Below are 26675 nucleotides of genomic sequence, written 5' to 3' on the forward strand. Positions count from 1 at the left end.
AGAACATTATTGAGGAAATGTTGAGGAGGGGAATCCTGTTCAAACGAACGTTACGTCATGATTATTTCCAGTAATCAAACTAATTGTTAGATCAGACTGATTTTACAGTTTTTTTGTAAATGAAACACCTCATCCCTGAGAGTTTTCCTGATATACAGACCCCCACATTTCCTTTCAAATCAAATATTATTTGCAGGATTCGCCTTTAGTTAAAATGATTTTATTTTGCTCAATGTGCGCCCCGGTCAAAAACAGAAATTTAAAACACGTGCTACTGCGATTGTAAGGCGATACTTCAAACTGAAACCACTATGTTTATTTTTGGAAGCGTCCGTATGTCATTGAACCAATCTCAAGAAATCCAATCAGATCACAGCAAGCACCCGGTCTTGATCTGGGCTTCTGGCCTGGATCAGAGTCACGATTTTTTCAATCAGGCCTGGCTTGATTTTACTGAGAGTAGCGTGCATGAAAATATCAACGCCGGCTGGTTCCAGTTCATTCACCCGGATGATTTGCCTCTGTTTCGGTTGACGTACGAAAGAGCACTGGCAACACAACAACCATTTCAAATCGAATACCGCCTTAAGAAACATGATGGTACATATCGCTGGATGCAATGCCATGCTGTCCCTCGTCCCGATTTGGATGGCGACTTTTCCGGACTTATTGCCACGAATACGGATATCCACGATCAACTGGTCAAAAAATCGGAACAGATCACATACGAAGAAAACTATGAACTGTTTCTTAACTGCATTACCGAAGGAATCTGGGACTGGATTGACGTCAACTCGGACGAACAATGGTGGTCACCGCACTTTTATGAATTGCTGGGTTACCGTGACCAGGAACTGGAAGCCAGTGCCAGCACATTCAAACGGTTACTGCACCCGGATGATCTTCAAGGTACATTAGAGGCCATCAACCAGTCACTGGAAAACGAAATCCCCTTCGGTACCGCATTTCGTTTAAGAATCAAAGGAGGCGAGTATCACTGGTTTCGCAGCACTGCCAAAATCATTCGCGATCTCAATGGGAATGCCGTTCGAATGACCGGTTCGATTTCCGACATTCATCGGCAAATCCTGGCGGAAGAAGCTTTAAAAGAGACCAGGAGATTAGCCGAGCAGGCACAACTGGAAAAAGAAACCTTTCTGGCACTGATGAGTCAGGAAGTCCGTACACCGCTTTCGGCCATCTTAGGATTTTCCGAAATTCTGGGCGAATCCAGCGATGATCCGGAAACCCAGACCGTAGCGGAAACGATTCATACCAATGGTCAAAGCCTGTTAGACACAATTAATGACTTTCTCGATCTTTCCAAACTCGAAGAAGGGATGCTGGATATTGAAATTCTCGATTGCTGTCCCGTCAAGGTGATCGAAAATGTTCACATGCATATGGCGAAAAAAGCGGAGTTGATGGATCTGAAATTTGACATTGCATCTGAAACTGAAATCCCGGAAACCATTAAATCCGATCCCATTCGTCTGAAGCAAATTCTCACAACCGTGATTGGCACCGCCATCAAACTGACTAAGAAAGGTAGCGTGAAACTCGGCGTCAAAACCACCGCTATGGCAAATGGCACACACCAACTGACATTCAGGATCACAAATACCGGGACCGAACTTTCATTAGAACAATTCAGCGACCTGTTTACGCCCTATCGTCTGACGGATGAGTTAATGACGCACCCGGTAAGTGGTCTGGGACTAGGACTGGCGGTCAGTAAACATCTGACAGAACTGCTGGGAGGTCAGATTCAGGTCACCGATCAGGATACTTCCAGCACGACAGTGGAGATTTCAATACCAGTGGGGGATATCAGTGAAGTCAAAATGGAAAAAGTTTCCGCTTCCAAACGTCTTGAGGAAATCAAAACTTATAAGGCCTCTCATGATTTTCTAAAACAGAATTGCCATATCCTGCTCGTGGAAGACGGAATCTATAATCAACGTTTAATTAATTTTCTGCTCACCAAAGCGGGCGCAGAAATTACCATTGTCGAAAATGGCCAACATGCGATTGACGAATTAATGAAGAGCCGGGAGGTCGGAGATCCGATCGGGGATCCGTATGATCTGATCCTGATGGACATTCAGATGCCTGTGCTGGATGGATATTCTACCACACGCAAAATTCGCGCATTAGGATATACAAAACCGATCATTGCACTCACGATCCATGCAATGGACAGCGACCGCCAGAAGTGTTTCGATGCAGGCTGTGATGAATATATGAGCAAACCGCTCGAACGAAAAAAATTGATCAGTATCATCAATTCATTTCTGAGAAAACCACAGAAACAGAATCTGGTCGCTAAAGAAGCGTGATGCGGTTGAGCTGACAGAACGCAGGGATTACTTTGGTTGCCCTCGCAACTTTTCACTCTGGTTTTATTCTGCTAAGATCGTCTTTTAACGACATCTGATAAAAGAATGTTTTACAGGAGTGCTTCCAGCGTGAGTGACAGCCCAATTACTGATCCCCTGCCCGGCCCGTTTCAGATCCCCGCAGCATGGAAAGGCGACGAACTGTTTCAGAGACCGGACTGGTCTGTCAAACTGAATCAGCAACACCTGGACGATCTGCAGGAAGCACTTCAGGTAATCTCAATGGAAGGCCTGAGTCCCGAATCGATTACGGCGGAGCGGTTTCCGCTACCGCATCTAAGTCCGGTATTGCAACAGATCCAGAAGCAACTCGAACAGGGTTCCGGGGCCTGTCAGTTGAAACAGATTCCCGTCGAAGCATACTCTCCGCACGAATTGGAGCAACTGTTCTGGTTGATCTCGGTGCATCTGGGAACTCCCGTTTCTCAAAGCGCTACCGGTGAGAAACTCTTTCACGTCCGCGATGAAGGTTATCAGATCGGTCAGGCACAGGCGCGCGGTCCGAATACCCGCAAACGACTCAGCTTTCATACCGACCGGTGTGACGTAATCGGCTTCCTCTGCATTCAACAGGCGATTTCTGGTGGGGATAATCAGCTGGTCAGTTCCGTCGCTCTCTTCAATGAAATGCGAGAGCGCTGGCCTGAGTTGACTCAGGTTCTAATGCAGCCTTTTTATTATCTGCGACATAATGTGGATCAGGGAAACGCCAAACCATTCTGCCAGCAACCGGTCTTTTCGGTTCAGGACGGTCATTTTGCAGGCAGCTTTCTGCGTGTGCTGATCGAACGTGCCTACGCCTCACCGGACCTGCCGGATATGACGCCTGTACAACAAGAGGCAATGGATCAGCTGGAAGCACTGGCGGAATCGCCGGAATTGAGTGTTACCTTTCGTCAGGAACCCGGAGACCTGCTCTTTCTCAATAACTGGGTCACATTTCATCGGCGGGATGATTTCGAAGATTCTGAGGAAGCCAGTTTAAAACGGCATCTGCTCCGTGCCTGGCTGTCTGTTCCTAACAGTCGACCGCTGGACCCGCTCTTTGCAGACAACTATGGAAATACCGCTGCCGGCGCAGTGCGTGGCGGCATGCAGCCCACCCGTTGAACCTCAATCATCTGCTGGACAAGCATGTGGGGCATATACCTCAATTCTTTACGGGTGGAATCGACCTTGTTCCCAGACCGGTTTCAGCTAGAATTGGCATCTCAGATCTCCCTTCAATCCATCAGTACAGATCTTCGGGCTTATGATCCGTAATTCGCAGCCGCAAAAAAAACTATCCAAAGATAAAGACGCACCGGGCCTGACCATCGAACGGATTGCCTTCGATGAAATTCATCCTGCGTTTCTGGATACCCTGGATGAGACCGCGGTTCCCACAGTGACCGGGTTCAAAAAAATAGTTTACCTGGGGCTGGCGGGACTGTTCTTCGTACTGGGAGTTCTCGGCGTTGCATTGCCCGTGCTTCCAACAACACCTTTTTTGCTCCTGACCAGTTATTTTCTCATCCGAACATCTCCACACCTCAACAAAGCCCTGTTGCGATCTCCGGTTCTGGGACAAGTTTTGAAAGACTGGCAACAGGCGGGGGGCGTGAGACTGAGTGTCAAAATCCAGGCGATCACCATTGTCGTCCTGATTATTACAGCGACACTGATTTTCTCCCCACTCCTGGTCCCCCTCAAAGTTTTGCTGGTGCTTCTTGCCAGTATTGGAATTCTGGTCATCACGCGACTTCCTCATCTGCCCTGACCACAACGGTCCCGTAATACAAGGCGGAATTCTGGAATCATCTCTTTTCTTGCTCCAAGAATGACTTTTGCATACTCAAATTGATTCCCTGTGAAATGAGGTGCATCCTCTCTCGGCATTGACTAGAATAAAAACCTGAGACTTATCAGCAGATATGAATTACACAACAAGGAGTCCCTCATATGCAACGACGAGAATTTCTTAAAAGCAGCGTTATCGCCGGGAGTGCAGCCGCATTGACAGGCGCCGCACAAGCTGCTGGAACCGAACAGAGTAAATCGTTTCACCTCAAATACGCACCACACTTCGGCATGTTTAAAAACGCCGCCGGTAAAGATCCAATCGATCAGCTCAATTTCGCCGCCGACCAGGGCTTCACCGCCTGGGAAGATAACGGCATGAAAAAGAAGTCGAAGGAACTGCAGCAGCAAATCGCCGACACCATGGAAAAGCGCAACATGGAAATGGGCGTGTTTGTAGCGCATGGCTCTATTGGCAAGCCGACTTTCGTCCGCAAAGACAAAGATGTCTGGAACTCAGTTCTGAAAGACATCAAAGACTCTGTCGAAGTTGCCAAACGTGTGAATGCGAAATGGATGACGGTCGTTCCCGGTAATGTGGATGAAAATTCGCGCGACCGACTGGCAGAAGGTTATCAGACAGCCAATGTGATTGAGTTGCTCAGACGCTGTGCCGATATCTTTGAGCCACACGGCATGGTTATGGTTTTAGAGCCACTCAACTGGTACGCCAACCACGGCGGTACGTTTTTACAAGGCTCTCCCCAGGCGTATGCCATCTGCAAAGCCGTCAACAGCCCGGCTTGTAAGATTCTGTTTGATATTTATCATCAGCAGATTACCGAAGGCAACCTGATTGTCAACATCGACAAATGCTGGGACGAAATCGGTTACTTCCAGTCTGGCGATAACCCTGGACGCAAAGAACCGGGAACCGGTGAAATCAACTACCTGAACGTGTTCAAACACATTCATTCCAAAGACTTCAATGGCATCATTGGAATGGAACATGGCAATTCGAAGCCCGGTAAAGAGGGAGACATGGCCGTGATTGAAGCATACAGAGAGGTCGACCAGTTTTAATATGACAGACAAAAAAGCAAAAAACGTACTAGGCACTGAGCTTGAAGTCTGTTCGCTGGAACCGCTAACCGGGTTCTATCGGGATGGGTGCTGCAATACCGGCGGGTCCGATATGGGCCTGCATACGGTTTGCACGCAAGTCACTGCTGAATTTCTGAAATTCTCCAAAGAACGCGGCAATGATCTGAGTACGCCTTTCCCTCAATATGAATTCCCTGGCCTGAAGCCCGGCGATCGCTGGTGCTTATGTGTCGAGCGCTGGAAAGAAGCGTTGGAAGCAGGGATGGCACCACGTGTGAAACTGGAATCCTGTCACATTTCGACTCTCGAATTTGTTGACCTGGAAGACCTGCAGCAATACGCGATTTAATATTCTTAGTTAGCGAAAAAAGAAAAACACGGAGCCACGTCTTTCGCGGCTCCGTGTTTTTTTGTCATGGTCGTTTTCGCTCGTTTCCTGCTGATTATTTTGCTTTCAGCATAAAAATTTCACTGAAGGAAGACGACAGAAACATTTCGCCGTTCGGACCTTCACCAAAGGTCATCACAGGGATGCTGGGAGATTGAATTACGTGGTTGGCGGTGACTTTCTTATTCTCGGCATCATACTTTAAAGCCCAGAATTTTCCGGAAACATAGTCGCCGTAAATGTAAGAACCCACGATGGCCGGAATCGCTTTGCCGCGATACACAGATCCGCCGGTGATTGACTTTCCGACTTTGTGATCATACTCCCAGATAGGTTCGATTAAATGTTCGCGGGCTTCAACCCCATTCGGGCCGAACGGATGTTTTCCTTCCCGGACCGACCAGCCATAATTTCCGCCTTTGATGACGATGTCGATTTCTTCCCAGATGCCCTGCCCAACATCACCGGCCCACAGCACACCGGTTTTGGAATCGAAGGCGATCCGCCACGGATTCCGAAATCCAAAAGCCCAGATTTCTTTACGGGCGGTTTTGATCTCGGCACTTTTCCCTTCCACGAACGGGTTATCTTTGGGAATCGCATAGTTCAATCCTGGATCTTTATGGTCGACATCAATTCGGCAGATGCTGCCCAGAACCGTTGTCAGGTTTTGACCATTTTTAAATACATCGTTTCCCCCGCCCCCATCACCAAAGGCAATGTAGAGTTTTCCATCTTTACCAAAAGCCAGCGTTCCGCCGTTATGGTTCCAGGCGGGTTGCTTGACACGCATCATAACTTCTTCCGAATCAGCCAGTGATTTATCGGGACTATCTTTTGAGACGCGGAAACGGGAAATCACCGACGTATTTTGAGGCTTGTCGGCAGTACTGTAATAAACAAAGAATTCGCCGTTCTGTTCATAGTTCGGATGAAACGCAAATCCCAACAGACCTTCTTCATTCTGCTTGTCGTTGTAGACGACTCGGTCAGAGATATCGAGAAACAGTTTGCCTTCTTCCACATCTTCATCTTCCGGCGTGTTCGGAACAATAAAGATTTTCCCCTTCTGTGAAGCAATAAACAGACGATCCGAATTATCGCCCGCATGCGTAATGACGATCGGACGGTCAATTTTCAGATAAGGAAAGACTTTGACTATTTTCACTGGGGCAGGCGATGTATCGACTTCTTCTGCGGCCGACAAATGCTGAGTGACAGCAAGCGACACGATGAACAGCAACGCGGTAATCGTTTTCATAAGATATCTTCTTTGCAATGGATTGGAATTGACAGGTGGGAGCGACGGTAGACATTATTCACAAGAATAGAGAAAACCGCCAGTCAAAGCTACTGACCGAACAGGCAACTTTGATGCGTCTTTCAGAAAAAAACGACTCATTTTTTCAGAATCAAAACCGGCCGACACCAGTCGACCAGATCCTGAATATCAGCATTCTTTCCGAAATCGACTTTCAAAACCAACTCACGGGCACCACTGAGATCAATGCGCGGCACAATGGTTGCCGGCTGCTGTTCCGCTCCGTCGATCGAGTGATGAAACACGACACGTTGATCGACGAAAATGGAGATGTCTGCATTCCCTTTTCCATTCGTTGAATCATCTATGCCGACGTCGGTCTGAAATGCTGCGTACTTGCCATCGAGTGAATAACGTAATTCCGTAGCGCTATGCACTCCCAGGCCGGTGACATACTCTCTGCCTCCGACACGCAAGGGACCTGCCACCACATTGCGGTCCGGTCGCCAGCCCCACTGTTTTGTGAAATAAGGTGTAAACCGATATCCGGTTGGCTCGAGTTCTGACAGTGGAACGCCCCGCCCGCCTAAGGGGGTGACTGAAGCGAGTTGCTCCCGCTTACATTGGAGCACAGTACCAAACAGGGTTTTGGCAGAAATCATATCCTGCGTCAGCTTCAAAGAGGAGACAACCAGACGTGTGCCATCGACCAGCTCAATTCGATAGCGCAGCTGGTCTGGCTGTGGAAAATTGATGAGCTCGGGATTAAAACTGAAAAACGCAATACCGGCTCGAGGAACTGCCGTCTCGCCTGCGTTCGATTCAAAACGAAATGTTCGCTTATCAAAACTCAGAAATTCCCCTTCCAGATAATCGCCATTTTTCAAATAAAACAGATCCGAGTTTTTCTTGAGCAGCGCTACCTTTTGTAGTAGTTGCACCTGCGACTGTCCAAACGCGGGCCATTGAAAAAAGACCGACTGGATGGTTTCCAGGGGAATTTTCCATTCACCTGTATCCGGGCAGGATTTCAGACGCACGAGTATCGATTCCTCTTCCGAGCGCAGAATCTCAGCATGAATGCGATCATCGTTCGCCAGAATCACAAGCCCTCCCCGGGGCGAATTGGCTTGCCGTTTGCCCAAGGTAACCCGGATGATCTCAGTAGCAGGAACTGTCCGAGTTCCGTTTTCTGTCTGAAATGTGAATTGATTCTGGTCGACTTGAAGCAGTGTCCCCTGCAAAACTGTACCATCTGCCTGATCAAGAACTGCGCCAACGACGAATTGCTGCCTACAGCAGAACAGCAAACAAATCAGAAATAGTAGGACTGACAAACGCATAATGCACCGTACAATGAAACCAGAAACGAGTCAGATAATCTCAGCGTTGAAAGATGGGAATATTATTTCGAGGCATCTGTAACACAATGCAGGACATGGCAGTACTGTATTCAACACAGTTGGCGCTGCCGGGCCGCCAGCTGCCAGTAGTCATCTGCCCGGCCACCAGTTCTTCCCTGATTGCAGAATACCAGTCATCCCAGTACTCCGTACCCGCCTGCCACATTGCCTGGACGGCGTAGTACTGGCCGTAATAATAATGGCTGCCCCGGAAATAACGTTGGTTGGGAAGATGCCGCATTAAGTAACCGAGACCATTTTGGATTTCCGCACCTTCATAAATCCCCGCGCTATACAGAGCGACTACCCCCGCAGCAGAGCGGGGAAATTCACTCTCCGCTTGTCGAACCAGTTGATATCGAAATCCGCCATCCGGATTTTGACTCTTCTTGACATAATTAATACAGCGGTCGATCACATCCTTCGAGATAAAAATGCCGCAGTTCCGCGCCGCCCTCAGCGCCATAATCTGGCAAACCGTCACCGAGAGATCGGCGTCTTTACTCTCCGGGGTATATCGCCAGCCCCCTTTTGCGTTTTGCGATTTGACGATCAGTTCTACCGCTTTTTCAAGCTTGATCCGCACATCTTTTCTGTGCGTCATCCCATAAACTTCTGCGAGAAACAAGGTCGCAAAACCGTGCCCATACATGGGTCCGTGTGAAATACTATCAGGAGAAATGATATACCCCGATGGCTTACAGGAAGCGAGAATGAAATCTACCGCTTTTTGGACCTCGCGCCCGTATTTGCCTCTTCCGGGAGTACTGCCCTCAGCCAGAAACGCCATCCCGCACAGCGCAGTGACAGCCACATTATTTTTGAAAGTGGAACCAGATCCGAAAGATCCATCCGGATGCTGCCGTTCTGCCAGAAATTTCAATCCACGATTGACGGCATTGCGCGTGGGGGGCGTATAATACTTTTTACCTTGCGCATCGACCGAACGGTTGACTTCGACCTGCGCCATCACAGGCTGGACGCCGAGAGTGAAAGCCAGGCTCAAAAGCAGCAGTATCCCTCGCATGAAAACATGCGACACAGGAATCAGTCTTGCCTCGGAGCGTCGATATCTCAAGATAGCCACTTACCCTGAACAGAGTTGAATATAGTTCGTTCTGTAGTGCATTGTACGCGAAGCAATACGAATGAAAAGCAGAAGCAGACAAAAACAGCGTTTGAGTACGCGATTCAAGGCCGAATCACTTCAGGATATTTAGAGTTGCCCCCCGTTAACTCCGGCACCGGGTGCAGGGTTTGTCCCGGTCTTGGCTGTACAAAAGGACGACTCCGTATGGACTGTTCAATCGACAGTCGCGACTCGGTACGTTGCGTTCCAAATTCACGCGGCCTGACAACATCAGGGCCCAACGCACTGGACGGAAGCGGATCTTCCAGTTCCATCATCTTCTTTTCTTCCATTTTCTGACTGCGTGTCATGGCCTGTCGCCCCGGAAAGAGACGCGGAATCCGCGTATTATAGGCATTAAAGCAGCCCGAACAGACGGGCATCAATAATGCGACCAGGATCAATTGAAACAGACGGTTCATGAAAAAGTCAGGCTCAGAAAAAAGGGCAATCGCTCAGAAGAGGATTGGACCAGGAAGGCTCTGCAAAGGGTGAGGAACTATAGCAAATTCGCCAGACAGCGAACAGATTGATTTTTCACTGACCCAATTCGCAAAGAATAGCCTAACCTACTCGTATTTCAAGGCTTATGGCTGTACAATCCAGCCCAACTTTCCCTGAATCAGGAAAACCCGGTTTTTCAGAGGGTATCAATGTCCTGACGCTGGAAGTAAAGCGGTTTTCGGAATAGCATCCTCAGTAATGGAGATCATTCCTTTCGCCACACGGAAATTGAAAATCAAGGATTAAGTCTGCACTTATGTCAACTCCCCCCAAAGTTTGTGTGTTACGCGCCCCTGGAACCAATTGTGATATTGAGACGGCACATGCATTTGATCTCTGTGGAGCCGAGTCAACGAGGATTCATCTCCTGAAGCTGCTGGAAAACCCCAGTCAGCTCAATGAATATCAAATCCTCTGCCTGCCCGGTGGTTTCAGCTATGGGGACGACGTCGGCGCAGGGGTGATCTTCGCCAGCCACTTGCAGGGACAACTGGCAGAAGTGATTGGTAACTTCCTGGCAGCCGACAAACTGGTGCTAGGGATCTGTAACGGCTTTCAGGTGTTGCTCAAAGCAGGAATTCTACCCGGCGGTGCTGCAGACTGGCCTCCCAAACCGGACCAAGACCGCAATGCCACATTGACCTGGAACACAAACGGTAAATACACATCCCTATGGGTCAACCTGGGAGTACTGGCACCGCAGAATGTCTTTTTGAAAGACATTGACCAGATTGAGCTTCCCATCGCACACGCAGAAGGACGCATTGCTGTCAGTGACGATTCCATTATCACTGACTGGCAGGCCAACCAGCAAATCGCCATGTGTTATCGCGAAGCGGGTGACACTGAAACGACCTTGCAACAAGAGATCCTGCCTTACCCCATAAATCCCAACGGCTCGGCTTATAACATCGCCGCCTTAAGTGATCCTTCGGGCCGCGTGCTGGGATTAATGCCACACCCGGAACGTTTTCTATTCGCCACACAACATCCGCAATGGACGCGTCTGGGTCTGGAAGGCGAAGGAGCCGGCATGCAGCTATTCCGTAATGCCGTCAACTACTTCGAATAAGCCAAGCCCACGTTTGCTTTAATTCGAAAGCTTCCGCAGCAGATCATCATCGACCAGTTCCCCTTTGGGAAGTTCCTTAATGGCCTGCAATACGCGCTCCACACCTTGTTCGTTCGGCTCCCTTCCAAGTTCGTGCAGCCGATGCAGAATGGCTTTCTTGCCGCTATGTCGGCCCAGAACCAGTTTGATCCCGCTCTCACCAACCGTTTCCGGACGATAAGGCAGATAGGTATCCGGGTTCTTAAGTAGTCCGTCCTGATGAATGCCCGCTTCGGTCGCGAAGATGTTGCTACCAGCGACTGGTTTCATCGGGGAAAGTGCAATGCCCGTCAATTCTGAAACCAGTTTGCAGAGCGGCGCAAGTTGAGAAACATCCAGATGATGTGGCCGTTCATACTCGTCCTGATGCAGGTGCAGCGCCATCGCCACCTCTTCCAATGCCGCATTCCCGGCTCGCTCGCCGATCCCATTCACCGTGCACTGCACCACATTCGCTCCCGCGTCAATACAGGCGAGCGTATTTGCAACCGCCAGACCAAGGTCATTGTGAAAATGCACCGCCAGCAGCACATTTTCGATACCTGATACGTGGTCCTGGATCTGACAAATGAATTCCTGGGCTTTAGATGGTGTCAGAATCCCGACCGTATCCGGAAAACCAATCGTCGTCGCCCCTGCGGCAATCGCTTCCCGATACACTTCGCACAGAAAATCAACTTCGGTGCGGCTCGCGTCTTCCGGACTGAACGCGACAATATCAAACTTCTCCGCCGCATATTGAATGCTGTCGACAATCAGCTTCAAAACTTCGGTTTTGCTTTTCTCCAGTTTAAACTGGCGATGTAAAGGGCTCGTCCCGCAAAACAGACTGACGCCTCGCTTATGCGGCGGATTTCCGGCTAAGGCTTCTTCCGCGGCATCCACATCGCCTGGCAATGTACGACATAAAGCTGTCAGCACCGGTTTTTTGATCACACCCACCATGCTTTGAATGGCATCGATATCTGCCTGCGAGGAAGCGGGAAAACCGGCATCGAGAGAATGCACGCCAGCGGCTTCGAGAGCTTTGGCGATCTGCAGTTTTTCAATCGGGTCGAGAGTCGCGCCGGGCATCTGCTCGCCGTCGCGTAAGGTCGTATCGCTGAATAAAACCTTGCCCGAACGACGATGGTGCCGAATCACCGTACGCTTTACTTTGTTCTTAACGTGTTTTTTCGCGCCTGAGAAAAACTGAAACATACACCTGTATCCATACAAAAACGGGAATCCATACTTCCGACTCGAAGTAGATTATAGCCAGCGGCTCCATTTGTGATAGCTTTTTTCAGAATCATTCGTCTGAATTCAACCAGATTCGCCCCCCTGCCTGGCAAAGGTGAAATAACATCAGCGCAAGCCTACCCGGCTTCATTCCCGCTCTTTCCCCCATGTGGGAACTGGTATAAGATCCTCTGAGAGAGTGCCCTAAAAAAAGGATTAAGCAGCAATGACCGAATGTCTTTTCCATAACGTCCCGTCCCACATATCGCTGATTCTGGGAGTGACCGATGGAAGGATGTGGCATTCACTCGCTGACGTGCTGATCCTGCTGGCAGCCGCCATCGTCCTCGGAACGATCGCCGAGCAACTGAAACAGAGCGCCATTCTGGGATATATCGCTGCAGGAACACTGGTCGGCCCTAACTTACTGGGCTGGGTTTCTGACCGACAAAGTATCTTCGATCTGGCAGAACTGGGAGTGGCACTGCTCCTGTTTGCGATTGGACTTGAATTCTCACTGACCCGACTCAGACGTCTGGGACGGATCCCTCTCTTAGCAGGGATTTTCCAGATTCTGTTCACCCTGCTGGCCGGTTTGGCTGTTTCCATACTACTGGGCTTTTCGGTATCGGAGGCTCTTGCCATCGGCGCCACGATCGCTTTAAGCAGTACTGCCTGCGTGGTCAGGATGCTCAATGATAGGGCCGAACTTGATGCACCACACGGACGGACGGCTCTGGGAATTCTGCTGGTTCAGGATATGGCCGTCATCCCACTGATGCTGATTATCACGGCTCTGGTCGGAAAAGGAACCGCAGCCGATATTACAGTTCAACTCGCTGTATCGTTGACTCTCGCCGTTCTCTTTGTGGCCGTATTTTATGGACTGTTCAATTATGTGTTGCCTCGACTGCTGGAACTGTCCTCTCTGCGTCGGAATCGTGATTTCCCAATCCTACTCGCCATGGTGATGGCCGCCGGATCTGCCTGGGCCGCGCATCGACTGGGGCTGAGTCCTGCGCTTGGCGCATTCGTTGCCGGTGTTTTGCTGGCGATTTCTCCTTTTGCCACTCAAATCCGTTCGGATGTCCAGCCTCTGAAAACAGTGCTTGTCACGCTCTTCTTTGCTGCGGTCGGCATGTTTGGTGACCTGAACTGGGTTGTCGATCATTTGGCGCTCGTACTCGCTACCGTCGCTGCGATTGTGATCGGAAAAATGCTGATCACATTTGGGGTTGCCTGGTTTTGTGGTCAACCCTGGCAATTCGCTCTCGGCACGGGACTTTGTCTTGCTCAAGTTGGTGAATTCTCGTTCGTACTGGCAACGGTAGCACGTGGGACAACAGCCAATCCGGGAATCCTTTCCGAATCCACGTTTCGACTGATCGTTTCCACTACCATCGCCACTCTGCTGCTGACGCCCTATCTGATTCAACTGGCTCCGGCAGCAGCAAACCTGATTCGAAAATTAGGCCGACGTAACCAGAACAAGGAACCACTACAGGATGCGCCCCAGATAACAGAACTTGAATCCAGCAGAGAAACGGATTCTGATCTGATTCTGATTCTGGGTTTTGGACCGGCCGGTCAACGTGTTGCTGGTGAGCTGTTACAGGTTGGATTAAAAAAAATTGTCGTCATCGATCTGAATCATGAAAATCTGCAAATTGCGTCTCAATACGGTCTGCGTTCTCAGCTGGGGGATGCTACACAAATTGAAGTCCTCGAACATGCGGGCCTTTATCGTTCACGATTAGTCATCACGACTCTCCCCAGCACAACTGTCTGCAGACAGATTATCTATCTGGTTCGTCAGCTCGCTCCCGGAACCGCCTTGTATGTCCGATGCCGCTATCACCTGCACCACTGGCAACTTCTTGCGGCGGGCGCCGATGTCGTGGTGGACGAGGAAGAATATGTGGGCGAGTGCCTGGCAAAACAAATCCTGGAATCGCCGCTGCTGCCATTGCTGCTAAATGCAAAGCAGAAACCAGATCAACCTGGAAATTCCCACGCGTAATTAAAAAAGCCTCCTTCACTGAGAAGGAGGCTTTGATCGTTTTCAGGTCTCAATTGAGACTTACAGATTCGCAGAAGTCGGAACCACGAATGGCTTACGATATTCGCGAGTCAGTTTCGGATTCGCAGTCGAAGCCATGCCACCTGTGAAGGTTTCTTGCTTGCTGTCCAGCGACAGTTTGGGCCCCATGCTGACTACGGTGTCATCCGCATCAAGCTTATTGTTACTCAGGTGCTCACGGAAGCGGCCCAGAGTTTCCAGAGCTTCGCTATCACCTTTCATTTCACCAGCCACTTCCTTAACCGGCATTTGTTCGCCGAGTTCGTAGGAAATATTACCCAGGTGACACAGAGCACTGGAAATGTGACCTTCTTCGATATCCGCATTCAGATCGCTGATCTTGCGGCTGCGAACAGCGTCCACAAAGTTACCGAAGTGATCTGCGGAACCAGAGAACTTCTTGATCAGTTTTCCGTCGTTATTAAATGCCGAAGCACTGTTGTAGCTTGGAATCACAACGTAACCGTCGGTACCGTAGAAGATCACTCCCACTTTAGCACCACGGTACGGTTCCGTTTCCAGACCACGTACTTCGAATACCAGTCGTTTATCACCAAACTGGTGAATGCTGACCTGGGTATTCGCAACGTTACCGGCATCGGTGTAACCCAGACGACCGCCGTAAGCCTGCACGCTGTCGCCAACATTATCAACGCCTAAGCCCCAGCGTGCGACATCCATCTGGTGAATGCCCTGGTTCCCCAGGTCACCGTTACCAGTCGGTGTCTGCCAGTGCCAGTCGTAATGGAATCGCTTACGAGTCAGTGGTGCCATTGGAGCTGGCCCCAGCCAGAGATCATAATCAACGCTGGCAGGCACATCGTAGTTACCTTTAGGACCGATTGATTTACGGCGTTTGTAGCAGGTCCCGCGAGCCAGTTTGACTTCGCCGATGCCACCGGCTTTAACGAATTCAACCGCGTCGATCAAACCAGGTTGCGAACGGCACTGTGTTCCGGTCTGGACGATCTTGTTGTACTTGCGAGCCGCTTCAACGATACGGCGACCTTCACTCACATTGTGACTGACAGGCTTTTCACAGTAGACGTCTTTACCAGCCTGAATCGCCCAGATCGCTCCCAATGCGTGCCAGTGGTTAGGAGTGGCGATGCTGACGATATCAATATCCTGATCGTCAAATGCTTTTCGCAGGTCTTTATAATGAGTCGGTTTTTTGCCCGTTTTCTTGAAAACGTTTCCGACCCCTTTGGTCATTCCCACACTTTCATCGGGATCAACGATGGCGACGATTTCTGTATCTTTCCGACCAGCGAAGGCTCCCAGGTGAGACTGTCCGCGGCCGTTTACCCCCAACAGTGCGACTCGCAGTTTTTCGTTCGGGCTGCTCGACTGTTTTTCTGCAGCAGAAAGTTGAGGAACAGAAGCGCCCAGAGCTGCTGCACTCGCGGCAGCAAACATCGATTGTTCCAGGAATTCGCGACGAGATTGTTGAGACATCTTCTTTTTTCTCCTCAATGTAATGTCAATGGAAGGATTGCACTATGCACATTCGGGTGGGTGGTATCACAGCCCTTCAATCGGATAGTCCTGAGAGCAACTTTTCGTTACTACCCAATTGTGTCAGGTCTGTGCCATACAGACGTATTTTTTTAATTCTGTTACGCAAAGTCTAACCGATGAAAGTACGAACATTCAAGGTTGAACCCAAAAACCTTGTGTCGAGAGGGTACTTTTCCTCCTGAACCGCATTTGTTTCCCCGATCAATGAAATCAGTAAAACCAAGCCTCTCTACGTCAATTCTTCAGCTGATAATGGTAGAAAACTTTGAATTCCGATCTCTTCGCGACTGGCAAAGGGTTCACCATAAGCACGGTGAATCGTCCAACCCCAATAGCGGGCGCGATCTTTAATGTCGTCTAAAACAGTTGGATGTTCAGTAGGCCGCCCCGTAATCATCTGGCTTTCATAGCTGCGAATGGCATCCATTTTCTGTTCGATATGGCCGGAAATATCGAAGACAAAACTCGGTTTGGGATGAATCCGCAGATGAATACTCCAGAAATAATAGATCTGAGGCGGCCAGTACCGTTCACCCGCCATATCCGTTTTACTCAGCTTCGACCAGAACCGGGCCGCGTCGGTCAGATGACTGGCGGAGACATGATCGGGATGCACATCTTCCCAATAGGGAGCCAGAATCACTTTCGGGCGGTGAGTCCGAAACACAATCGCCAGTTTCCGCCGCGCTTCCAGACTCGATTCCAGACTCCGGTTCGGCAGCTCCAGATTTTCGCGATAATCCAGATCCAACACCGCGGTCGCCGCCGCCGTTTCTTGCTTTCGAATCTCAGGGCTGCCATAAGGCGTTGGTTCACCATTGGTTAATTCGATGACTCCCACCCGCAAGCCTTGGGCTTTACATGCCAGTATCGTCCCCCCTACGCTGATCTCGGCATCATCCGGATGAGGGGCGACAACAAGTATATCTAAACCAGAATCCACGTGATCTCCTCGTTGCATGGCTGAATAAAAGCAAGAAACCACCCCGAAAAAAAGGGGTAGGCGCAGTTTACCAAATCAGTAAAATGCCAACTCTCTTCTCTCACAGGGATTTTCATCCCTAATCAAATTTCTCACATCACTACATTGTTGACCATCAATCTTAACGGCTGAGGCGGTTTCTGTCCTCTTCTGGCGATGATTGTATGGAGGAACATCTCATGAAATCCTTCGTTTTGACGTGTATTGCCTGCGGTTCGGCCTGTTTTTTCATTTCCGGTTGTGCAGCAATCATGGACCCGATCTCGGAATTAAACCGCGAAACCATGCGAGCTTTCAAGCCGAAACCGTTTGACGCCGACTGGAGCGGCGAAGAAGAAATCGATCAGTGGGCTTCCGTCGGTGAAGAAGCACGCGGCGATCGTCCTAAAGAATCAGATCCTGATCCCTGGTGGCAAAAATATGTCATGAGCTCTAAAGCACGTAATATCGAACGAAATCTGGGGATTGAATAAGATCTCAGGGCTCTGATCAGGCATCTCGGGGATGCCTCCCTCGGAAATGAGACATTTTCTTGCATCTGCTCCCGCAGGAAGTTAAGATAAAGGCTGGCGATTGCGCCACTTAAATGATTTTAACTTACCTGCTGACTGTCTCCCTGGCAGTTGGCTACCGTTGGTTTTTAGACTGACGGACTGGTGTCACCAAACCTGATTTCGCAATGGTTGATGTGCCACACTCTCCGCTTCGCCTCAAACAATGAAGCGTTCCCCGGTGCATCTGCATTGCTCTCTTTCCCGAAGGTGAATACCGATGTTTGATCGCTTCCTCAGAATCAACTCTCTGATTGGACTGGTCCTCCTGCTCGTCATCCATAGCAGTACCGCCACCTTTGCAGAAAAACCAACGGACAAAAGCCAGGCCACCATCGACGTCGATTTCAATCGCGATATCCGTCCGGTCCTGTCCAAGAACTGCTTTCACTGTCACGGCCCCGATGAAGAAACGCGCGAAGCCGGCCTCCGGCTCGATCAGCGAACCTCAGCAACCGCGAAACTGGAAAGCGACGAGCACGCCATCGTTCCCAAGAATGCCGACAAGAGTGAACTCTTTCAGCGCATTGTTACATCAGATGAATCACTGGTCATGCCGCCCCCTGATGTGGGTGAGAAACTGACCGAAGCCCAAATCGCGAAAATTAAAGCCTGGATCGAACAAGGTGCCCCTTACGCTCGGCACTGGTCTTTCATTCCGCCACAGCGTCCTGCGCGTCCCACCGTCAAACAACAAAGCTGGCCGGCAAACGACATCGATTATTTCGTACTCGCAAAACTCGAACACACAGGTCTCAAACCAAGCCCCCAGGCAAACCGTTATACTCTCATTCGCCGCTTGAGCCTGGATTTGCGCGGGCTTCCGCCGACATTGGAAGAAGTCGATCAGTTTCTGAATGATAAATCGCCCAACGCCTACGAAAAACTGGTTGATCGATTTTTAGCCGATCCCGCATTCGGCGAACGCTGGGCACGCAAATGGCTCGACCTCGCCCGTTATGCCGATTCAAAAGGTTACGGCTCTGATCCACTCCGCATGGACATCTGGCGTTATCGTGACTGGGTCATCTCCGCATTCAACAAAAACATGCCCTTCGATCAATTCACGCTTGAACAACTGGCCGGCGATCTCTTGCCGAACCCGACGCTCGAACAGAAAGTCGCCACCGCTTTTCACCGTAACACCATGACCAATACCGAAGGGGGCACCGACGATGAAGAATTTCGCGTTGCCGCCATCACTGATCGTGTCGATACGACCATCCAGGTCTGGATGGGCCTGACTATGGGTTGTGCCAAGTGCCATACTCACAAGTACGATCCGATTTCGCAGAAAGAATACTACCAGATCTACGCCTTCTTCAACCAGACGGCCGATAACGATCAACCCACGGATGCCCCCACCATCCCTGCCCCCACGCAGGAAATGCTGGAAGCAAACAAACGGATCGACGCCGAAATCGCGACGCTGAATCAAAAGTTGCAAACCCCCACCCAAGAACTCGCCCAGGCACAACTACAGTGGGAAAGCACGTTGCACGCCAAACCGAACTGGAAAACACTCACACCGCTGACCGTCAAATCATCGGCAGCCAAAACAAAATTCCAGATTCAGAAAGACGGCTCCATCCTCGCATCGGGACCAGCCGCCAAAGAAACATACACCATTGAAACCGAACTCGATGTTCCTGCCTTCAAAGCCTTGCGTCTTGAAGCTCTGCCTGATAAAAGTTTAAAATCAAACGGACCGGGCCGCGCCACGGATGGCAATTTTGTCTTGTCAGAAATCAAAGTCGAATCGCGACCCGCCCAGGCAGAAGACACGCCCGTCAAAGGTCAGTTCCTGCGAATTGAGCATCAGGGCAACAAAAAACAGATTCTCTCCCTCGCTGAAGTCCAGGTCTTCCAGGCAGGCAAAAACATCGCCGCTCAAGGCATTGCCTCTCAGTCCAGCACGACATACGACGGACAGGCCAAACTGGCCATCGATGGCAATACCGACGGCCATTTCTTTAATGCAAAATCGACGACTCACACCGACACTACCGTCAAACCCTGGTGGGAACTCAATCTGAAAGCAGACACGCCGATTGAGCAAATCAAAATCTGGAACCGCACCGATGGTTCGGGCGAACGGCTCGCCAACTTCAAAGTCAGCCTGCTCGACGCCAAACGCAAACTGGTCTGGCAAACCGTCGTCGCGACTCCCCCGAAACCAAGCACGACGCTGGCACTTTCCAGCCGCAGAACCATTCCGCTCAAACGTGCATTTGCTTCGTTCTCTCAAACCGGCTTCCCCGTCAGTGCTGCCATTAACCCGGCCAGCAAGAATCAAAAAGGCTGGGGCATCGCACCGCAATTCGGCAAAGCAAACAGCGCCTACTTTATTCCCGACAACACTCCGGTCGCCGCCACAGGCAAACAACGACTGATCATTACCCTCGCCCACAATTACAAAGATCCACAATACGCGTTAGGCCACTTCCGCCTCTCCTATACGACCGAATCCAAACTGGAGCCGCGACTCAAAGTCCCCGATGACATTCTGGCCATCGTCGACAGCAAAGAGAGAACGTCGGCACAGCAAAAAAAACTCGCCGCCTACTATCGCAGCATCGCTCCTCTCCTGAAACCAACGCGAGATCAAATCGCGCAGCTTCTGAAGTCCAAACCGAAATATCCGCAGCTCCCGATCATGCAGGAACTGCCCACTGATAAACAACGTGAAACTCGCATGATGGTTCGCGGCAGCTTTCTCTCTCCCGGCGATGTCGTTAAGCCTGCATTGCTGAGTGCCTTCAACCCTGCACCCAAACAGGTGCCTCAAAACCGAGTCGCCGTCGCGAAATGGCTCACATCACCGGAGAACCCGCTCACCGCCCGCGTCGCCGTCAATCGCTACTGGTCTCAACTCTTCGGTGCCGGCCTGGTGGTCACCGAAGAAGATTTCGGTACCCAAGGCGAACTCCCCAGCCATCCCGAACTGCTCGACTGGTTGTCCACCGAATTCATCCAGAACGGCTGGAACAGAAAAGACCTGCTGAAAACCATCGTCATGTCGAACACCTATCAGCAGGATTCCACAACCACAGCCGAACACCTTCAAAAAGACCCGCGTAACCAACTCCTCTCGCGTGGTCCCCGTTATCGTCTCGAAGCCGAAATGATTCGCGATCAGGCGCTCGTCTTAAGCGGCCAGCTCAACAAAAAAATCGGCGGCCCCTCCGTCTATCCCGTTCAACCCGAAGGTATCTGGCGCGCCGCATTCAATGGACAACGTACCTGGGCGACCAGCAAAGATGAAAACCGTTTCCGCAGAGGTCTCTACACCTTCTGGCGCAGAACCGTCCCCTACCCATCGATGGCAACCTTCGATGCCCCCAGTCGAGAAATCTGTACGATCCGCCGCATCAACACCAACACACCGCTACAGGCGATGATCACGATGAACGACCCGGTCTTCATCGAAATCTCGCAGGCACTCGGACTACGCATCTTCAAAGAAGGGGGTTCGACTCCACGCGATCGCATTGCCTATGGTTTGAAACTTTGTCTGATTCGTCCTCCCCGGCCCGAACAGATTGAGCCGTTACTCAAACTTTATGAATCGGAATTAGCCTATTACAAATCGCATCCCGAGGAAGCAACGAAACTCCTGGAGAACCCGTTGAAACCTCTGCCGGATCAATACAATAAATCAGAACTGGCCGCCTGGACCGTCATCGCCAACGTCCTGCTCAACATGGATGGCGTTCTCACCAAAGGATAAAGTCATGAATCTGCACCCGAAACAAATACAGGCCCAACAATTACAGGCGATCACCCGACGCCACTTCCTCGCCCAGGGCTCCACCGGCATCGGTGCGATGGCCCTCGGTGCGATGCTGGCTGACAACCAGAGTGCATCTGCCAAGAAACCCGAAAGCACCGAATCACCCGCACCGAAATTCCGCATTCCCGGCAAAGCGAAACACGTCATCTTCCTACACATGGCTGGCTCGCCTCCGCAGCAGGAACTGTTCGACTACAAACCGGAACTCGTCAAACGCAACATGCAGCCTTGCCCCGATTCCTTTCTGAAAGGACGCGGCTTCCCCTTCATTAAAGGGCATCCCAAAATGCTGGGCACGCCCTACAAATTCAAACAGTACGGCGAAGGGGGAACGTGGATGAGCGAACTCCTGCCGAACTTCCAGAAGGTTGCCGACGACGTTGCCGTCGTCAAGTCGATGCACACCGATCAATTCAATCATGCGCCCGCCCAACTGTTCCTGTATACCGGCGCCCCCCGATTCGGGGGTGCGTCGATGGGATCCTGGATCACCTACGGTCTCGGCTCCGAAAACAAAAACCTCCCCGGCTTCATGGTCCTGCTCAGTGGCGGCAGCGATCCCAGTGGCGGAAAAAGTCTCTGGGGCAGCGGTTTCCTTCCGTCCGTTTATCAGGGAGTCCAGTGCCGCACCACAGGTGACCCGATTCTTTACGTCACTAATCCGAAAGGCATCAACCGCGATGTCCGCCGTCGCAGTCTGGATGCTCTCAAATCGCTGAATGAATTCGAACTCAAACAGTTCGGCAACCCCGAAACGCTGACCCGCATCAATCAGTACGAACTCGCGTTCCGTATGCAGATGTCGGTTCCCGAAGCCGTCGATCTGGGAAGCGAAACAAAAAAAACGCACGACCTCTACGGCACGACGGGCGGTTCGCCTTCCTTCGCGAATAACTGCCTGCTCGCCCGTCGCATGGTTGAACGGGGCGTGCGTTTTATACAACTGTTTGACTATGGCTGGGACATGCACGGCACCGGGTCGGGTAACGACCTGATCACCGCCGTCCCCAGAAAAGCCAAAGATATCGACCAACCGTTGTACGCCTTGATCACCGACCTCAAACAGCGCGGACTGCTCGATGAAACGCTCATCGTCTGGAGCGGCGAATTCGGACGCACCTCGATGAACGAAGAACGCAACGGCTCCAAATTCCTCGGACGCGACCACCACCCCCACTGCTACACCATCTGGATGGCGGGCGGCGGGATTAAAGGCGGCACATCTTACGGCGAAACCGACGAGCTCGGTTACTTCGTCGCCGAAAAGAAAACCAGCGTCCGCGATCTGCAATCCACCATCCTGCACCTCACCGGCCTCGACGCCCGCAAACTCAAAGTCCCCTACCAGGGACTGGACCAACGACTCATCGGCCCCGCGGATGAAGACCATTTGCTGAAAGATCTGCTGGCATAAGAATCGAAAGAGTGTATACTGATTTCGATTGATCGTTCTGATTAATGTAAGCCCCATTAACCGTAGTACCAACGCGGGAGAACGAAGATGACGGTAACCGAAATCGTAGCGCAACTGGAAAAACGGGGATCTGATTCCACGAAAAAGGTGTTGATCAATCACGGTGCAAAAGAACCCGTGCTCGGCGTTAAAGTGGCCGACCTGAAGAAAATCCAGAAGCAGGTCAAACAGAATTACCAATTGGCCCTCGATCTGTTTGATACCGGCATCTACGACGCACAGTACCTCGCCGGCTTGATCGCCGATGATGCGAAGATGACGAAACCCAATCTGCGTCGCTGGCTCACCCGAGCCAACTGCATGCCCATCAGCGGCACCACGGTCGCCTGGGTCACTGCCGAAAGTAGTTATGGCCACGACCTGGCACTGGAATGGATCGCCGCCAAAAAAGAAGCCAAAGCCCAGGCAGGTTGGATGACGCTCTGCAGCCTCATCTCCATCAAGGACGATTCCGAACTCGATCTGCCGGAAATCAAACAACTGCTGAAACAGATCGAACAAACGATTCACGAGCAGCCGAACATGGTCCGCTACGCGATGAACAATTTTGTCATTTCCACGGGCTGCTATATCAGCAGTCTGACGAAAACAGCCATTCAAACCGCGAAGAAAATCGGCACCGTTACTGTCGACATGGGCCAGACCGCCTGCAACGTCCCCTCCGCCGTCGACTACATCCAGAAAGTAGAGCAGCGAGGCACGATCGGCAAGAAACGAAAAACCGCCAGGTGCTGAGTTTCCGAAGCAGAGCGCGGGAGTCATTTTCAAAATCGAGCCCCCGGCTTCCCGTCTGCGAGCATTATCGAATCTGACATATTAAAACTTCCTCCTGAAGTTCACCTGCTCAGTTTGAGTGATGCCTGAAAAATTTCCTCTTGACGCCGTCCCGCACATCAAGATCATCCCCGTTATGCGTCGCGCGCGAGAACACTACTGGTTCAGGTAAAGAATCGCACGCACTGAGAAAATCAGCACCATAAAACCCTCTGGTTTTAGCCACATTTAGCAAAAAACGACACCAAAAAGTTATGCGGGTCAACACACTTCGCCGCATAATGGCCACACAACCAACCACGCCCGTCACCACATCCGCACACATCAACACTCCTTCGCCACCCATTTCTTTTCTCTCCCCCTTGACCACCCTATGCCCATCCCGAAAATACATTCTCATCAATTGGACAGCAGACAACCTCGAAGAAAACAAACAAGGGGTGGGCCCGGATGCACATCCGGGCCGAGCGCAGCGAGCAGGAAACTGACAGATTGACAAACAGAACCAGAACACGATTTCATCCCCCAAAAGTAGCGAGTGGCGATCCAGCTACAAATCGGTCTTTTTGACCAGGGTACGGCCTTATGTGGCCGCCCGCAAAGCCCCACTCACCTACCACAGCATGAGCGGGTCGGCGCTAGCCGCCGGTTTTGCTCCTCCCAGGAGCAACCAACACCAGACAAAACAAATCCTATCCGATATCACCGAACCGACGCAGATGAACATCCCGCACTGAGTTCATATGTCCCATGCATGTTCTGCTCTTTTTGCTCCCCAGCAAACCAGCAACGAGCTTCACACCATCAACGGTGGCCATGTTGCCAATAAGAGGGGGGAAGATTACAGGAAATCAGAACTCTGTTTCTGCCCCCTTTTCATACCCTTCCCGGTCTCTTTTTAAGTTCCCTTGGGACTTGTTTTGAACATGATTAAGATTTAGATGACTTTTCGCCTTGAATCGTTTAATATGTGTTTGTCGGATTCCTATGCCCAGGGGGCTTCGCAATGCCTGAAACTAAGCGTTCAAAACTCATTCATCTATCGGGTTATGTAATTGCATTTTCGCTAATGTTTTATGTTATTAGCATTGGCCCAGCCGCCGCCATTGTATATGACCCTAATGGGCCCCCTGCAAATCCTGAACTTGCAGAATGGACACACCTTTTCTATTCTCCTTTGATTTCGGTGGCTGAGAGCAACGGTTCGTTGGAAATTTTATTTAAAAAATACACAGAATTCTGCATCGAACATTTCTAAACAGTTTTCCGCTCAAACTGCTGTTCGGCTCTCCGAAGAATAAAGGGGGAAGATTCGACGCAGATGAACATCCCGCAGTGGAATAGTTTGTTAGATTACAAAAGCACTGCACAATTCCCGAGTAAGAAAGATCCCCCGGTTCATTCGCGGGAATCTTCAGATGCATTCTCCAGACAGATCACGCGAGCGTGTGTCACTGCTCGGCTTGTCCGACAGTGCCGATTCCATATCAGGGTTGCGAGCCCTCACTCAACAGGAGCAATCCAGTTTCAGACGTTCTGTAGTTCTTATCTGTTGTGTCGAGCCATCACGATAATGATCGTGATGGCGAATGCAACCAGGAAGATCATAAGCTGAATGTAGCGATTGGCACGCTTTTCTACATCTTTTTGTGGTGGCTCATAATCAATGATGTCAGGTAGATCAGGCCCATCGGGAATATGTCTGGTAAAATATCCCCGTTTGACCTTTGCTGCGATAGTACGTTCAAAACTGAGCTGCCGCCATTCAAGCATCTCTTCCTGGCTTCTAATCACCTCAAAGACATGCCCCAGTTCAGCAACGCGTTGACGGTGTCGGGGGATTAACTCTGCTAAGCTCTCTGCGTTACAGTAAGTCACATCACAACCCGGTGTGTCATTGAACACTTTACTAGCAGTCATGGTCACAATGACATTTTCCGGATCGACAAACGTCTGAAGAGATCGAAACGGAGAAGAATCGTCGCCTTCTGAAATCCGAACCGCGATACAGGCGACACAGTCACCACTTTTGTGTCGCGAGATGACCGAAACACCTTCCAGTTTCAGCTCGATATCGCAATTGCCTGATTTCAGCCCTTCGAATAGGGGATCAACAAATCCATGCGATTCCAGTTCTTCCAGAATCGATTCGATGTCTGACTGCGCCTGTTGAGGAATCTGATCCCGTTCTATCAGATTTTCCTCTGCCGTTTCTTTCACTGCGCAAATGGAAGGTTTGACAGACCCGATACATGATTTAAGCAGCAGCCAGATTATAAAAGTCAGTAAAGGGCGCTTCGGATTCGATCTCATCATTTCCGACAATGAAAGTCGTTCAATATGCTCTTGATAATACTGCATTTTACTTTTTCAATTTGTTTAACCAGAAGCTTAATAGGGGGCTGCCCCCGATAGGATACAAGAATCATTCCCAACGTCGCCTTATCCTTAATTCCTGGTTGAATCTGATTCGTCACCCAAACCATCGTCGGATTCATCCTCCGGTAATTTGCTTTCACCGTCGAACCACCACGGTCCGGGCAAGGCGGTCGCCAAAGCGCTGTTTGTCTCGCGTGAAGAAAATGGCCAGTGCGGCGGGGATGCATCCCAAAAGAAGCGGATTGACTTCCAGAATACGCATCAGCGTACGGATGATGGTTTGACGAAACGTGCAGGGACCTCCATCGAAGTTTCGTATCGTGAGTCCAGTCAGATATTTGACCGGGGAGGTATAGAACAGGCCTTCCGAGATGAAGTAATACGCCAGATAGGTCGCCACCATCACAGCCACCTGAATTGCAGGCTGCGAATCGGGTAATTGATTCGCGACCACCAGAGCCAGAATCATTGCCAGCAGGTTATCAAAACAACCGGCGATATATCGGCGCCCCATAATTCCCTGCGGTGAATCTTTCGGAAACGGCGGCACAGGAATCTGCGAGTCGGGTTGGTCAACGGAAGGATCAGTTACGTGCATCAAGGCAGCCTGTTTGGAAAGAAAGAGTCGGTCGATAACAGCAGCATGCTCAGAACCCACATGCAGACATTTGTCTAGACATCGTACACTAAACGAGGTTCACCTTTCAAGCAATCAACATCAGACATCAAGCATCCTAAGCGGTTCGGCGTCAGGGATTGTTGATTGAATCACTTTGAGGGTGATTCTCAGGCATCTATTCCCCCGTGGATTCCCTGATCATC

22 protein-coding genes are annotated in these 26675 nt (G+C 50.6%); 13 read left to right on the forward strand and 9 right to left on the reverse strand.

The genetic code is table 11. The features are described 5' to 3' along the window. Positions 1 to 335: 335 nt before the first annotated feature. The 5 genes from Enr17x_RS17835 to Enr17x_RS17855 all read left to right on the forward strand — a co-directional run bounded on the left by Enr17x_RS17835 (position 336) and on the right by Enr17x_RS17855 (position 5631). Positions 336 to 2339, forward strand: coding sequence for a PAS domain-containing sensor histidine kinase (locus tag Enr17x_RS17835; protein ID WP_198000646.1), 2004 nt, complete (start codon positions 336 to 338; stop codon positions 2337 to 2339). A gap of 129 nt (positions 2340 to 2468) precedes the next feature. Beyond that, positions 2469 to 3509, forward strand: a complete 1041-nt coding sequence (locus Enr17x_RS17840) for a TauD/TfdA family dioxygenase (protein ID WP_198000647.1) — start codon at positions 2469 to 2471, stop codon at positions 3507 to 3509. Positions 3510 to 3651: 142 nt separating this feature from the next. Next, entirely contained in the window at positions 3652 to 4158 is a 507-nt protein-coding gene (locus Enr17x_RS17845; RefSeq protein ID WP_145311041.1) for a YbaN family protein, read from the forward strand. Positions 4159 to 4340: 182 nt separating this feature from the next. Next, positions 4341 to 5261 (forward strand): hydroxypyruvate isomerase family protein, encoded by a 921-nt coding sequence (locus Enr17x_RS17850; RefSeq protein ID WP_145311042.1) that lies wholly within the window; start codon positions 4341 to 4343, stop codon positions 5259 to 5261. A gap of 1 nt (position 5262) precedes the next feature. Next, positions 5263 to 5631: a DUF2237 family protein gene (locus tag Enr17x_RS17855; protein WP_145311044.1), complete on the forward strand. Its 369-nt coding sequence runs from the start codon at positions 5263 to 5265 to the stop codon at positions 5629 to 5631. 94 nt (positions 5632 to 5725) lie between these two features. Here Enr17x_RS17855 and Enr17x_RS17860 read toward each other — a convergent pair whose 3' ends face one another. Together Enr17x_RS17860 and Enr17x_RS17865 are read right to left on the reverse strand one after the other, a co-directional pair. After that, positions 5726 to 6931, reverse strand: coding sequence for a PQQ-dependent sugar dehydrogenase (locus Enr17x_RS17860; protein ID WP_145311046.1), 1206 nt, complete (start codon positions 6929 to 6931; stop codon positions 5726 to 5728). A gap of 137 nt (positions 6932 to 7068) precedes the next feature. Then, positions 7069 to 7971, reverse strand: coding sequence for an NPCBM/NEW2 domain-containing protein (locus Enr17x_RS17865; RefSeq protein ID WP_198000648.1), 903 nt, complete (start codon positions 7969 to 7971; stop codon positions 7069 to 7071). A 36-nt stretch (positions 7972 to 8007) separates the two neighbouring features. On the opposite strand from Enr17x_RS17865, the gene Enr17x_RS29670 reads away from it, so the two are divergent. After that, on the forward strand, positions 8008 to 8256 hold the full coding sequence (locus Enr17x_RS29670; RefSeq protein WP_198000649.1) for a hypothetical protein: 249 nt from the start codon (positions 8008 to 8010) through the stop codon (positions 8254 to 8256). 58 nt (positions 8257 to 8314) lie between these two features. Here the strand turns inward: Enr17x_RS29670 and Enr17x_RS30090 are convergent, their stop codons facing one another. Together Enr17x_RS30090 and Enr17x_RS17875 are read right to left on the reverse strand one after the other, a co-directional pair. After that, positions 8315 to 9412: a prenyltransferase/squalene oxidase repeat-containing protein gene (locus Enr17x_RS30090; protein ID WP_232100763.1), complete on the reverse strand. Its 1098-nt coding sequence runs from the start codon at positions 9410 to 9412 to the stop codon at positions 8315 to 8317. A gap of 113 nt (positions 9413 to 9525) precedes the next feature. After that, positions 9526 to 9885, reverse strand: a complete 360-nt coding sequence (locus Enr17x_RS17875) for a hypothetical protein (RefSeq protein ID WP_145311050.1) — start codon at positions 9883 to 9885, stop codon at positions 9526 to 9528. 338 nt (positions 9886 to 10223) lie between these two features. On the opposite strand from Enr17x_RS17875, the gene Enr17x_RS17880 reads away from it, so the two are divergent. After that, positions 10224 to 11039: a phosphoribosylformylglycinamidine synthase subunit PurQ gene (locus tag Enr17x_RS17880; RefSeq protein ID WP_145311052.1), complete on the forward strand. Its 816-nt coding sequence runs from the start codon at positions 10224 to 10226 to the stop codon at positions 11037 to 11039. Between the two features lie 18 nt (positions 11040 to 11057). Here the strand turns inward: Enr17x_RS17880 and Enr17x_RS17885 are convergent, their stop codons facing one another. Further along, positions 11058 to 12278, reverse strand: coding sequence for a 2-isopropylmalate synthase (locus tag Enr17x_RS17885; protein ID WP_145311054.1), 1221 nt, complete (start codon positions 12276 to 12278; stop codon positions 11058 to 11060). Positions 12279 to 12525: 247 nt separating this feature from the next. Here Enr17x_RS17885 and Enr17x_RS17890 point away from each other — a divergent pair, with 247 nt between their 5' ends. Then, on the forward strand, positions 12526 to 14319 hold the full coding sequence (locus Enr17x_RS17890) for a cation:proton antiporter (RefSeq protein ID WP_145311055.1): 1794 nt from the start codon (positions 12526 to 12528) through the stop codon (positions 14317 to 14319). Between the two features lie 60 nt (positions 14320 to 14379). On the opposite strand, the gene Enr17x_RS17895 is transcribed toward Enr17x_RS17890, so the two are convergent. After that, positions 14380 to 15837: a Gfo/Idh/MocA family protein gene (locus Enr17x_RS17895; RefSeq protein ID WP_145311057.1), complete on the reverse strand. Its 1458-nt coding sequence runs from the start codon at positions 15835 to 15837 to the stop codon at positions 14380 to 14382. Positions 15838 to 16129: 292 nt separating this feature from the next. Continuing rightward, the gene (bshB1, locus tag Enr17x_RS17900; RefSeq protein ID WP_232100764.1) at positions 16130 to 16843 is read right to left on the reverse strand and encodes a bacillithiol biosynthesis deacetylase BshB1; all 714 of its coding nucleotides are present in this window, start codon (positions 16841 to 16843) and stop codon (positions 16130 to 16132) included. A gap of 218 nt (positions 16844 to 17061) precedes the next feature. Between bshB1 and Enr17x_RS17905 the strand changes: the two genes are divergently transcribed. The 5 genes from Enr17x_RS17905 to Enr17x_RS17925 all read left to right on the forward strand — a co-directional run bounded on the left by Enr17x_RS17905 (position 17062) and on the right by Enr17x_RS17925 (position 24732). Then, the gene (locus Enr17x_RS17905) at positions 17062 to 17355 is read left to right on the forward strand and encodes a hypothetical protein (RefSeq protein WP_145311061.1); all 294 of its coding nucleotides are present in this window, start codon (positions 17062 to 17064) and stop codon (positions 17353 to 17355) included. Between the two features lie 298 nt (positions 17356 to 17653). Beyond that, positions 17654 to 21163, forward strand: a complete 3510-nt coding sequence (locus Enr17x_RS17910) for a DUF1553 domain-containing protein (protein ID WP_145311063.1) — start codon at positions 17654 to 17656, stop codon at positions 21161 to 21163. 4 nt (positions 21164 to 21167) lie between these two features. Beyond that, a complete protein-coding gene (locus Enr17x_RS17915; protein ID WP_145311065.1) occupies positions 21168 to 22640 on the forward strand; it encodes a DUF1501 domain-containing protein in 1473 nt (490 codons plus the stop codon). 87 nt (positions 22641 to 22727) lie between these two features. Beyond that, the gene (locus tag Enr17x_RS17920) at positions 22728 to 23435 is read left to right on the forward strand and encodes a DNA alkylation repair protein (protein ID WP_145311067.1); all 708 of its coding nucleotides are present in this window, start codon (positions 22728 to 22730) and stop codon (positions 23433 to 23435) included. 1045 nt (positions 23436 to 24480) lie between these two features. After that, on the forward strand, positions 24481 to 24732 hold the full coding sequence (locus Enr17x_RS17925; protein ID WP_145311069.1) for a hypothetical protein: 252 nt from the start codon (positions 24481 to 24483) through the stop codon (positions 24730 to 24732). A 287-nt stretch (positions 24733 to 25019) separates the two neighbouring features. Here the strand turns inward: Enr17x_RS17925 and Enr17x_RS17930 are convergent, their stop codons facing one another. Then, the gene (locus tag Enr17x_RS17930; protein WP_145311070.1) at positions 25020 to 25835 is read right to left on the reverse strand and encodes a hypothetical protein; all 816 of its coding nucleotides are present in this window, start codon (positions 25833 to 25835) and stop codon (positions 25020 to 25022) included. Between the two features lie 154 nt (positions 25836 to 25989). Continuing rightward, positions 25990 to 26451, reverse strand: a complete 462-nt coding sequence (locus Enr17x_RS17935) for an RDD family protein (RefSeq protein ID WP_232100765.1) — start codon at positions 26449 to 26451, stop codon at positions 25990 to 25992. Positions 26452 to 26675: the final 224 nt, after the last annotated feature.

Source organism: Gimesia fumaroli (assembly GCF_007754425.1).
Lineage (GTDB): Bacteria > Planctomycetota > Planctomycetia > Planctomycetales > Planctomycetaceae > Gimesia > Gimesia fumaroli.